This is a genomic window from Streptomyces sp. NA02950 (genome assembly GCF_013364155.1).
Classification (GTDB): domain Bacteria; phylum Actinomycetota; class Actinomycetes; order Streptomycetales; family Streptomycetaceae; genus Streptomyces.
Genome location: NZ_CP054916.1, coordinates 6,686,222 through 6,696,818, shown reverse-complemented (window position 1 = coordinate 6,696,818; position 10,597 = coordinate 6,686,222). Strand labels below are relative to the sequence as shown.

Here is a 10,597-nt window from a genome sequence, read left to right as displayed (position 1 = left end):
CGCCGGTTCCACCGCCCCGGGAAGCCCCGTCGGGCGGCGTTTTGCTTCATCGCCAGGAGGAGCCAGCCGACAGGTGGCGCCGGCCGCGGTCTCGAAAACCGTTGGGCTGCGTGAGCGGCCGTGTGGGTTCGAATCCCACCTCCTCCGCCATGGGCGAGCTGGGCACTGGCGAGCCCAAGGGCCTGTAAAGCCCCCGCTCCGGCTGTGACGGTTCGACTCCGTCCTCGCCCACCGGCTACCCCCGTCGCCGCTCAGACGGTGACGAAGCGGTCGCGCGGTTCCCCGCGCAGGCGGGACGGTGCCGCAGGTCCAGTCGAGGTCGCCGGCGCGCGGCTGGACGGGCGTCGAGGTCGGCGCGGAAGAACTTCAGCGTCTTGGGCTCGACCGTCCCCAGCAGGCGGACGCGGTCCGGCGTTCGGCCGCGATGTCGGCCCGGGTCCCGTGTCGTCCATGGATCAAGGTCCCGCCATGGCGGACATCCGTCCAAGAGCCCGCTGTTCTCGCGGCCGGAAGTGCCGGTTATGGCACGGCAGTCCCCGCGCCGGGACCGGAGGGGAGAGCCCTCCGGCCCCCGAGGAGGGCCACCCGACCCTGGTCCGCGGCGGGTCCCGCCGTACATCGTGGAGAGGACCGGGAGGGGGCCATGTCTCCCCGTCGGCGGGCCCTTCCCGGTCCCCTCGTCACCGTCGGTTGTGTGGTCCGCGGGGCCAGCGCCGCAACGGCTTCGGCGAGGGATCGTCCAACACCCGCTGATCCGTTCCCGGCCGGCACGGCGGTTGACGTGGACCCATCGGAGCGTCCCCGACCCCTCATATCAAAGAAATTGATCCGGCCACCGCGCGGTGCCGTCCAGGACCGCGGACAACCGAAATCCGTTCTTCCTTCAATCAATTCGGAAATGCGAGATGGCGCACAGCAAAACCGCTTGGCCCGCCCGATTCCGCTGGTGTTAATGTGGCGCTCATAACCCTGTGGGGCATTACCCGCAGGTCGCGAATGGGGGATGTACGGATGAGCTTATCCGGCATGCGCACAGAGGCCAGTCAGGGCGTCACCGCGACGGTTGCGAGATTGGCCCACGGGCACATGGCCGCACAGGTGGTGGGGGTCGCGGCCCGGCTCTCCGTGGCCGATCTGCTGCGGGACACCACGCGTACGTCCGCCGATCTGGCCCGCGCGTGCGGGGCCGATCCGCAGGCCATGCACCGACTGCTGCGCGCGATGGCGGGACTGGGACTGCTCTCGGAGGACGAGGGTGGGCGGTTCTCGCTGACCGAGGCCGGATCGCTGCTGCGCACGGACCACCCGGACTCCCTGCACGCACTGGTCCGTCTGCTCACCGACCCCACCACCGTCGGTGCCTGGACAGGTCTGGAAGAGAGCGTCCGCACCGGCGGTCCGCACTTCTCCAAGGCGTTCGGGCAGGACTTCTTCACCTACCTCGGCGGCGCCCCGCAGCTCTCCGAACAGTTCAACGCGGCGATGAGCCAGGGCACCCGCATGGTGGCCGACCTGGTCGCGAACCACTACGACTTCGGGCGCTTCACCACGGTGGTCGACATAGGGGGCGGCCACGGCACCCTGCTGGCCGCCATCCTGCGCGCCCATCCCTCCCTGAAGGGGATCGTCTTCGACGTACCCGAGGGACTGGAGGGCGCCGAGCGGAACCTGGCGGACCTCGGCGTCGGCGACCGCTGCACCCGCGAACCGGGGGACTTCTTCACGGGCGTCACGGCGGGCGGCGACATACACGTCCTCAAGAGCGTCCTGCACGACTGGAACGATGAGCAGTGCGTCACCATCCTCCGGCACTGCCGGGAGGCCCTGCCCGAGAACGGGCGTGTGCTGCTCGTCGAGCGGGTGCTGCCCGACACCGCCGCGGCGGGCGCGGACGAGCTGATGTATCTGAGCGACCTCAACATGCTGGTGAAGGTGGGCGGCCGGGAGCGCACCCGCGCCGACTGGGACACGCTGCTGCGCGCGTCGGGGTTCCGGCTCTCCGCCGTCACCTCGCTGCCCCGCCCCCAGCCCTTCTCGCTGATAGAGGGGACACCGGTCGCCCCGAGGCCCGATCAGTGAGCGTGTCCGCCTCCACGAGGCACCGTCCGCGCGTCGGCCACATCGGATTCCTCAACTGCCAGCCCCTCTACTGGGGGCTCGTGCGCACCGGCGCGCTCCTCGACATGGAGCTCACCAAGGACACCCCGGAGCGGCTGAGCGATCTGCTGGTCGCCGGTGATCTCGACATCGGTCCGGTCTCGCTCGTGGAGTTCCTCCGGCACGCCGATGACCTCGCCGTGCTCCCGGGCATCGCGGTCGGCTGCGACGGGGACGTGATGTCCTGCGAGATCGTCTCCCGGAAGCCGCTGGCCGACCTCGGCGGGGCGCGCGTCGCGCTGGGCTCCACCTCGCGCACCTCCGTACGCCTGGCGAAGCTCATTCTCGCCGAGCGCCACCACGCCCACCCCGACTACCACGGCTGTCGCCCCGACCTCGGGCGCATGCTCGAGGACGCCGACGCGGCCGTGGTCATCGGGGACGTCGGGCTCCAGGCCCATGCGCGGCGGCTGCCCGAGGAGGGGCTGGACGTCCATGACCTGGGCCGGCTGTGGCACGACTGGACCCGGCTGCCGTTCGTCTTCGCCGTCTGGGCGGTCCGCCGCGACTTCCTGGCGAGGGAGCCCGAGACGGTGCACGAGGTGCACCGGTCGCTCCTCGCGGCGCGGGACCTCTCGCTGGAGCACCTCGACGAGATCGCGGCCCGTGCCGCGCGGTGGGCGCCCTTCGGCCCGGCGCTCCTGGAGACGTACTTCAGCACGCTGGACTACGGCCTCGGCCCGCGGCATCTGGACGGGATGACCGAGTTCGCCCGGCGTATCGGCGCCACCACCGACTATCACTGGCTGGCGCCCGTCTCCTGAGGCCACCCGTCCCGGCATCGCGTCCGGGAAACGGGGCTCAGGAGATACGGCGGCGCCCTTGCCGACGCGTGGTTCACGCGACTTCACCACCGTGCCGGACAGACACAGGAACGACGAGGGGATGACGGCAATGGACTCAGGTCTCAAGCGGGAGTTGGAGCAGAAGGTTCTCGCGGGAGAGCGACTCGGCCGTGAGGACGGCATCGCCCTCTACGCCTCGGATGATCTGGCGTGGCTGGGTGGTCTGGCGCATGAGGTACGGACGCGTAAGAACGGTGACCTCGTTCACTTCAACGTCAATCGTCATCTGAACATGACGAATGTGTGTACGGCGTCATGTGCGTACTGCTCGTTCCAGCGGAAGCCGGGCGAGAAGGACGCGTACACGATGCGGATCGAGGAGGCCGTGCGGCTGGCCAGGGCGATGGAGCACGAGAACCTGACCGAGTTGCACATCGTCAACGGTCTGCATCCCACGCTTCCCTGGCGCTATTACCCGCGGTCGCTGCGAGCACTCAAGGAGGCGCTGCCGCAGGTGTCGCTGAAGGCGTTCACGGCGACGGAGATCCATCACTTCGAGAAGATCTCGGGTCTCGATGCCTCGGAGATCCTGGACGAATTGATCGATGCCGGTCTGGAGTCGCTGACCGGCGGTGGTGCGGAGATCTTCGACTGGGAGATCCGCCGCCACATCGTCGACCACGAGACCCACTGGGATGACTGGTCGCGCATCCACCGGCTGGCCCACCAGAAGGGGCTGAAGACCCCCTGCACCATGCTGTACGGGCATATCGAGGAGCCCCGGCACCGGGTGGACCACGTGCTGCGGCTGCGGGAACTCCAGGATGAGACGAATGGTTTCCAGGTCTTCATTCCGCTGCGTTATCAGCATGATTTCGTGGACATGAAGGACGGGAAGATCCGTAATCGGTTGCAGGCGCGGACGTCGATGGCGACGGGTGCGGAAGCATTGAGGACATTCGCGGTGTCGCGTCTGCTGTTCGACAATGTGCCGCATGTGAAGGTGTTCTGGGTGATGCACGGTGTGCAGACGGCGCAGTTGGCGTTGAACCACGGTGCGGATGACATGGACGGCTCGGTGGTCGAGTACAAGATCACTCATGATGCGGACAACTACGGAACGCCGAACAAGCTGACGCGTGATGATCTGCTGGAGCTGATCCGGGACGCGGGTTTCCGTCCGGTCGAGCGCAACACCCGTTACGAGATCATCCGTGAGTACGACGGTCCGGACGCCGGCCGCCGCGAGTCCCCCCAACCCATGCGGGTTTGACCCCGGCCGGCCTCTCCCACCCCACGACGATCGGCGGACACCAGCCATGGACACGAACACACCCGAAGAAGAACTCGAAGTCTGGATCGACCAGGACCTGTGCACCGGAGACGGCATCTGTGCCCAGTACGCCCCGGAAGTCTTCGAGCTGGACATCGACGGACTGGCCTACGTCAAGGACGAGGACGACGAGCTGTGCCGGCAGCCCGCCGCCACGGTGACTGTTCCGCTTCCGCTGGTGCGGGACGTGGTGGACGCAACGAACGACTGCCCCGGTGACTGCATCCATGTGCGTCGCAAGAGCGATCAGGTGGAGCTTCACGGGCCCGACGCAGGAGCACTGGCGTGATGACTCCGACCATGACGACGTTTGAGAAGGAACACCCCGACGCGAAGGCGGCGCTCGACCGCGCCGCCGGCGGGGGGCGTATCTCCCCGGAAGAGGCGCTCGACCTCTACCGGTCCGCTCCGCTGCACGCGCTGGGAGCCGCCGCCGACGCCGCCCGCCGCAGGCGTTACGCGGGTACCGAGCACATCGCGACGTACATCATCGAGCGGAACATCAACTACACCAACGTCTGTGTGACGGCGTGCAAGTTCTGCGCCTTCTACGCCCCGCCCAAGGACACCGCCAAAGGCTGGACCCGCGATCTCGACGACATCCTGCGCCGCTGTGCCGAGACCGTCGAACTCGGCGGCACCCAGATCATGTTCCAGGGCGGCCACCACCCGGACTACGGCGTCGAGTACTACGAGCGGCACTTCGCGGCCATCAAGAAGGAATTCCCGCAGCTGGTGATCCACTCGCTGGGGGCCTCCGAGGTCGAGCACATGGCACGGATCTCGGGTGTCCCGGCGCAGGAGGCGATCCGCCGGATCCACGCGGCGGGGCTGGACTCCTTCGCGGGCGCGGGCGCCGAGCTGCTGCCCGAGCGGCCGCGCAAGGCCATCGCCCCGCTGAAGGAGTCCGGTGAGCGGTGGCTGGAGATCATGGAGATCGCCCACAACCTCGGGGTGGAGTCCACCTCCACGATGCTGATGGGCACCGGCGAGACCAACGCCGAGCGGATCGAGCACATCAGCATGATCCGTGACGTGCAGGACCGTACGGGCGGCTTCCGCGCCTTCATCCCGTACACCTACCAGCCCGAGAACAACCACCTCAAGGGCCGCACACAGGCGACCGTCTTCGAGTACCTGCGGATGATCGCGATCGCCCGGCTCTTCCTCGACAACGTCGCCCACATCCAGGGCTCCTGGCTGACCGTCGGCAAGGAAGCCGGACAGCTGTCCCTGCACTACGGCGCGGACGACCTCGGCTCGGTCATGCTGGAGGAGAACGTGGTCTCCTCCGCGGGCGCCAAGCACCGCTCCAACCGGATGGAACTGCTCCATCTCATCCGCGCCGCGGGCCGCGTCCCCGCACAGCGCGCCACCACCTACGAGCACCTGGTGGTGCACGACGACCCGGCGAACGACCCGGTCGACGACCACGTCGTCTCCCACCTGTCGTCCACGGCCATCGCGGGCGGCACCGCCCACCCCGAGCTGACGGTCATCGCGTCCACCTGACCCTCTCCCGGCAACGGTCTTGCGGGCCGGTGAGACGGCTCCGGGCCGACGGTTCACCACCGTCGGCCCGGAATGCCGCGGCGGGACTACAGCACCGGCAGGTTCTTCCGCAGCTCGAACGGGGTCACCTCGGAGCGGTACTCCTCCCACTCCTGCTTCTTGTTGCGGAGGAAGTCATGCGGCGAATCCGCCACCTGGGAGACCCCTTCCGGTGCCGCTTCCGAGCGGGGGCGGCACGGTTGTCATTGGTCGTTGTTGGTCGTCGTTGGTCACCCTCGTACGGCCCACAGACGGCCCAGAGCGCGGCCCCGGAGACTGGGACAACTTCCCTGTCTCCGGGGCCAGACCGCTCAGACTGAGCAGACATCATGATGGGCGGCGCGGATTACATCGGCGCCTTCCCGACCGCCAGCAGATGGGAACTGGCGGCCAGGAGTTCCGGGTACGGCTCGGCCATTCGCGCGGCTGTCAGTGCCGAGGCGAACATGTCGTCCGTGGGACCTTCCCCAGGCTGTTGCTCGACCGCTTTGAGGAGCGACCACGCGGGGCCCTCGATCCCGAACACCTCTACGTCGGTCAATCCTGCCGCACGCAGTTCGTCGGCGAGTTCATCGGCGCGGTGGTAGTAGGAGAGAGTGAAGCCCTTGCCGTCGTGTACAGCAGTGCTCAGGATCTTGGAGATGGCCGCTTGCAAGCGGTCGGTGTGCAGATGTGCGTAGGTGACGTGCTCGAAGAGGGAGGCGTACCGGTTGATCGCGGCTGCGGCGACGAGCCCCCCGGGCTTCACTACGCGCTGCGCCTCGGAGAGGGCAGTGCGCCGGTCGTCCGGGTCGGGCAGGTGGTAGAGCGGGCCGAGTAGCTGTACCACGTCGTAGCTCGCGTCCTCCGCAGCCAGCGCACGCGCGTCGCCCACCGCCGCGGGGCAGATCGTCGCCGCCTGCTCGACGTGCCGGGCGACGGGATCGATCAGCTCGACCTTGTAGCCGTCTTCTGCGAGCCACCGTGCGTGGACGCCGGTCCCGCCACCCACATCGAGGACGCGCGCCGGTGCTGGGGGGAGGAAGCGGCGCAGGAGCTCCTGCGTGCGGAGCAGTTCGAGCCGCCCGTCTGCCGACATGGTCAGCCGGGTGTCCTCGTCAATGACGTCTGAGTAGAAGTGTTCGATCTCCGGTGCTAGGGCGACCTCTGGTTTCGACATGAGGGCAGTATCCTGTGTACCGGTGGACCAGTCCAGTCCGTATCTGACAAGGGGAACCATGGCGCTGCTGAAGTACGAGGAAATCGCGGAATCCCTGCGGTCCCGGATCGCAGCGGGTGAGTTCGAGCCGGGCGACACCGTTCCATCGGGGCGGGATCTGGCCGAGCAGTGGTCCGTGTCGCGGGCCACGGCCATCAAGGCCATGGACGTGCTGCGCAACGACGGGGTGGTGGAGGCCAAGCAGGGCACGGGGTTCATCGTCACCGAGACCCCCAAGGCGCGGCCGGCGGGCGGGCGACGGGCCGGTTCGGCGCGCGTGACCGGCGGTATGCCATTCCTGCGCGTGGGTGCCCCTGACTGGGCGGCGCCTCCGGCACATGTGGCCGAGGCGCTTCGGATGGACGGCGGCATGGAGGCACTTCGTCGGGTGCGTGTGATGCAGCTTCCCGACGGGAGCCCCCATAGCTATGCGGTGGCGTGGTTCCCACCCGAGGTGGCCGAGGCGGCGCCCCGCCTGGCCCAGACCGCCCCCATCGCGGAGGGCACGACGCGGTACGTCCGCCGCCAGACCGGCCGGTTCCCCGTGGAGGGGACCGACGTCACCACGGTGCGCCTGGCTACGGAGGTCGAGGCGGAGCACTTGGACCTGTCGCGCCCAACCCCGGTGGCTGTCGTGCTGCACACGGCGTACGACCAAGAGGGGCGCCCGCTGGTCTGTGAGGAAGGGGTCACGCCGGGCCCTCTCTATGAACGGGAAGAGACCTACGCCATGTAGCCGTCACGCACGACAGAAGGAGCTGGACCGGTCCGCCGGTCCAGCTTTTTTCGTTCCCAAAGAGTGGCCACTACCAGCAGAAACGAAGGAAGCCGGAACCGGCTTCCACCCGAAGCAGTTGACTGGACCGGTCCACCGGTCCAGTCTATGGATGTGGCCGCAAGCCAGCCCGAACCCTTCGGGGGCGGGGCTGCTTCGCCATGCACGACCAGGAGCCCCGCGTTGGACGGGGGGAGGTGACCCGGCGCCTTGTCATTAACCGGAGGGCTTAGACCGAAAGGTCACGTCTCCATACGCCTACAACGAGGTCATGACCGCGCTACCTGATACGGGCGCGGCCCACCTCGAAGGAGACCTGTCCACGTCCGCTTCCACGCAAGGGGGCACTGTGCACAGCCAACGAAATACGTGGGCGCCGCCGTGATCGACCGGCACGGCGGCGCCTGTGCGTCATCCCCGTTCGCGGCGTCTTCCGCCGACGAACAAGCCGGTCCCCTTCTTCCCGCCATCGCAGCGGCTAGCGCTGCGGCCGGTTGCCTCCTCCGCCCGTCCGACTCACGCACTGCGTGAGCCACACGGGCGGGGTGTGGGGAGCCGGATCTACCGACTTCAACGGCGCGCAGCCCCGGTGCTGGAACACCGGGGCCGCTGTTCGGGCCGTTCCTGTCTGAGAGGAACCAGACCCAATGAGTCCCATCGTTACTGTTCAGGACGCTGTTACCGCGTTCGCCGACTTCATGGAGCCAACCGGCGCTGAGCTGGACGCGATCGACCGGGAGATGCCCGTGATCCTTGCGGACGTCGACCTGTTGGACGCGCAGATCATGACGCTTGACCGGCCGGTGTCGGAGCTGGATGAGCGCCGTATCCGCCGGGCCCGTCGCCGGGCGCTGGCCGCCCGTCGGGAGCTCTCCAACCGCGCCATCTCGATGAGCGTGCCGGGGGTGGGAGCGTGAGCACCATCCCCCCGGTTCCCGGTCCGCTGTCAGAGGATGTTGCCGCGCTGCTGCGGGCTGTGCATGACGCGCTGGACCTGCCGCTGCCCGGCCTGACCGATCAGGACGAGCGGGAGCATTACCGGCTGCTGATCGACCGTGCGGCCGGTGCCCGAGTCGTCCTGGCCTGTGTCCTGGAGCGCAACCACGCCCTTGGATCGTCCGCCGCGTACCTGCGCGGCCGGACCGAAACCGCGCCGGTCACCTACACCCCCTGGGAAGACAAGGGGGACCCGGCATGAGGGACACACCCCGTTGCCCTGCTGCTCACCACGAGGACCCGAGCCCGTGTGACGGTCCGGTCGTCGTGACCGTGCTGGACGCCTACAACGCCGGGGCGGATGGCTGCGAGCACCACGGGGCCCGGCTGCTGGCGTCGTTGGAGCGCGGCAGGGTCTACCCCCTGCCCGACGCCCCGGCGGGAGCCGCCATCCGTGTCTTCACCGCCGCGGACGACATCCCGCCGTTCGTCTGGTACGAGGGCGCCCCGCGTACTCAGCCGAGCCAGCGCAGCCGCGCGGAGAACCGCCGCAAGGGAGGTACGGCATGAGCGCCAAGACCGTTCTTCCCGCCGTGGCGATGACGGCGGTGTCCATGGTCCTCACTCTGGCCGTGGTCCTGATGTGGCTGGGCACGGCGGTGCCGTGGCCGGTCGCGCTGGTCGTCGGTCTCGGCATTGACGGTGGATGGCTCGCCACGCTCGCCTATGAACGCCGACTCGCCGCGCAGGGCGACCACAACCGCACCGTGACGGGCGTCGGCTGGTTCTTCGGCCTGGTCGCCACCGGCGTCCTTATCGCCCACGCACTGACCGCCGAAGAGTCGTCCGGCGCGTGGCTGGCTGTGGCCTGGCTGCCGCTGGCGGCTAAGGCACTGTGGCTGGTCCACAGTCTGTGGGAGCGCACCGCCCTCACCCCGGCCGCGCTCGGTGCGATCCGGGGAATCCAGCAAGAGGCCCGCGACGAAGCGGCCGTTGCCCGCGCCCGGCTGCGGGCGGAAGCGGCCACCGAGGAGACCCGGCTGACGGCCGTGACGCACGCCGGGGCCCGCGTCGCACGCGTCCAGGCCAAGACCGCTGACACCCTCGCCGAAGCATGGTCGACGCTGGAGACGGCACGGAGGGGCGAGGACACCGGCAGGGCCCTGACCAGCGTGACGACCCGCGTCACACCCGGCGTCACACCCTCATGGGAACTCCCCGTGTGGGGCCCCACCGAGTCCGTTCCCGCGCTGGAGACAGGACCCGCACTCACGGATGAGGCGCTTGACGCGCTGGTAGACGAGATCCGGCACAGCGAGACGCCCGCCCTGTCCTACCGCGAGATGTCCGCCCGGTTTCGCGCGGCAGGTCACTCCGCATCCGAAGTGCGCCTGCGGGCCGCATGGAAGCGCGTCGCCTGATGGTGGCGCACGCCGCGTTCTTCGACCGGCGCCCGCTACGGCATACCGATCTACCCGTGGAAGTGCGCGCCGGACGGCTACGCCACCCGGCGTGGACTGCGCGCGCTCGGTCTGCGTCCGGGCGGTCAGGAGGTGGCGGCGCAGGTGATGCGCGGGCGGTACCGGCGCCCGCCGCTGGTCGCCTACCTCTACCGCGTCGACCTCGCGGTGCCGGTGCGGCCGATGACCTCGCGCAAGTGGGGCGCGCTCGCTCTGGCGATGCTCGCCCGCCGCACCTGCCCCGTCTGCCGGATCACCTACAGCTACTGCCTGCCGACCTCGCTCGGCATGTGTGCTGCCTGTGCCCACTCCGAGGACCAGCGCACCCCCTGAACGTTCTACCGGGCCCGACCGGCCACCTTCCACAGCAATCGGTCGGGCCCTCGACTCCCGTGAAGGAGC

General features: G+C 68.9%; 13 protein-coding genes and 2 tRNA genes. 13 read left to right on the top strand and 2 right to left on the bottom strand.

The features are described from left to right. Positions 1 to 55: 55 nt before the first annotated feature. From HUT19_RS29425 to mqnC, 7 genes are all read left to right on the top strand, one after another. Positions 56 to 150: transfer RNA gene (locus HUT19_RS29425), tRNA-Ser, on the top strand. Position 151: 1 nt separating this feature from the next. Next, positions 152 to 231: transfer RNA gene (locus tag HUT19_RS29420), tRNA-Tyr, on the top strand. An 840-nt stretch (positions 232 to 1,071) separates the two neighbouring features. Next, positions 1,072 to 2,079, top strand: a complete 1,008-nt coding sequence (locus tag HUT19_RS29415; protein WP_254885858.1) for an acetylserotonin O-methyltransferase — start codon at positions 1,072 to 1,074, stop codon at positions 2,077 to 2,079. 2 nt (positions 2,080 to 2,081) lie between these two features. Continuing rightward, positions 2,082 to 2,921 (top strand): menaquinone biosynthetic enzyme MqnA/MqnD family protein, encoded by an 840-nt coding sequence (locus HUT19_RS29410; protein ID WP_176183334.1) that lies wholly within the window; start codon positions 2,082 to 2,084, stop codon positions 2,919 to 2,921. A gap of 130 nt (positions 2,922 to 3,051) precedes the next feature. Further along, the gene (gene mqnE / locus HUT19_RS29405) at positions 3,052 to 4,215 is read left to right on the top strand and encodes an aminofutalosine synthase MqnE (RefSeq protein WP_176183333.1); all 1,164 of its coding nucleotides are present in this window, start codon (positions 3,052 to 3,054) and stop codon (positions 4,213 to 4,215) included. Positions 4,216 to 4,261: 46 nt separating this feature from the next. Next, positions 4,262 to 4,564 (top strand): ferredoxin, encoded by a 303-nt coding sequence (locus tag HUT19_RS29400; protein ID WP_176183332.1) that lies wholly within the window; start codon positions 4,262 to 4,264, stop codon positions 4,562 to 4,564. A gap of 11 nt (positions 4,565 to 4,575) precedes the next feature. After that, positions 4,576 to 5,787 (top strand): cyclic dehypoxanthinyl futalosine synthase, encoded by a 1,212-nt coding sequence (gene mqnC, locus HUT19_RS29395; RefSeq protein WP_176183331.1) that lies wholly within the window; start codon positions 4,576 to 4,578, stop codon positions 5,785 to 5,787. 86 nt (positions 5,788 to 5,873) lie between these two features. Here mqnC and HUT19_RS29390 read toward each other — a convergent pair whose 3' ends face one another. After that, entirely contained in the window at positions 5,874 to 5,981 is a 108-nt protein-coding gene (locus tag HUT19_RS29390) for a hypothetical protein (RefSeq protein ID WP_059143180.1), read from the bottom strand. A gap of 191 nt (positions 5,982 to 6,172) precedes the next feature. Continuing rightward, the gene (locus tag HUT19_RS29385; protein WP_176183330.1) at positions 6,173 to 6,985 is read right to left on the bottom strand and encodes a bifunctional 2-polyprenyl-6-hydroxyphenol methylase/3-demethylubiquinol 3-O-methyltransferase UbiG; all 813 of its coding nucleotides are present in this window, start codon (positions 6,983 to 6,985) and stop codon (positions 6,173 to 6,175) included. Between the two features lie 58 nt (positions 6,986 to 7,043). Between HUT19_RS29385 and HUT19_RS29380 the strand changes: the two genes are divergently transcribed. The 6 genes from HUT19_RS29380 (at position 7,044) to HUT19_RS29355 (ending at position 10,528) form a co-directional block, all read left to right on the top strand. Further along, on the top strand, positions 7,044 to 7,760 hold the full coding sequence (locus HUT19_RS29380; protein ID WP_176187456.1) for a GntR family transcriptional regulator: 717 nt from the start codon (positions 7,044 to 7,046) through the stop codon (positions 7,758 to 7,760). 686 nt (positions 7,761 to 8,446) lie between these two features. Beyond that, entirely contained in the window at positions 8,447 to 8,716 is a 270-nt protein-coding gene (locus HUT19_RS29375) for a DUF6284 family protein (RefSeq protein WP_176183329.1), read from the top strand. Next, a complete protein-coding gene (locus HUT19_RS29370; protein ID WP_176183328.1) occupies positions 8,713 to 8,997 on the top strand; it encodes a hypothetical protein in 285 nt (94 codons plus the stop codon). The genes HUT19_RS29375 and HUT19_RS29370 overlap by 4 nt, the downstream gene beginning before the upstream one ends. After that, positions 8,994 to 9,305: a hypothetical protein gene (locus HUT19_RS29365; RefSeq protein WP_176183327.1), complete on the top strand. Its 312-nt coding sequence runs from the start codon at positions 8,994 to 8,996 to the stop codon at positions 9,303 to 9,305. Before HUT19_RS29370 ends, HUT19_RS29365 begins: the two co-directional genes overlap by 4 nt. Next, the gene (locus HUT19_RS29360) at positions 9,302 to 10,156 is read left to right on the top strand and encodes a protein spdB (protein WP_176183326.1); all 855 of its coding nucleotides are present in this window, start codon (positions 9,302 to 9,304) and stop codon (positions 10,154 to 10,156) included. Before HUT19_RS29365 ends, HUT19_RS29360 begins: the two co-directional genes overlap by 4 nt. Before the next feature lie 42 nt (positions 10,157 to 10,198). After that, on the top strand, positions 10,199 to 10,528 hold the full coding sequence (locus HUT19_RS29355) for an RRQRL motif-containing zinc-binding protein (RefSeq protein ID WP_176187454.1): 330 nt from the start codon (positions 10,199 to 10,201) through the stop codon (positions 10,526 to 10,528). The last annotated feature ends 69 nt before the right edge of the window (positions 10,529 to 10,597 follow it).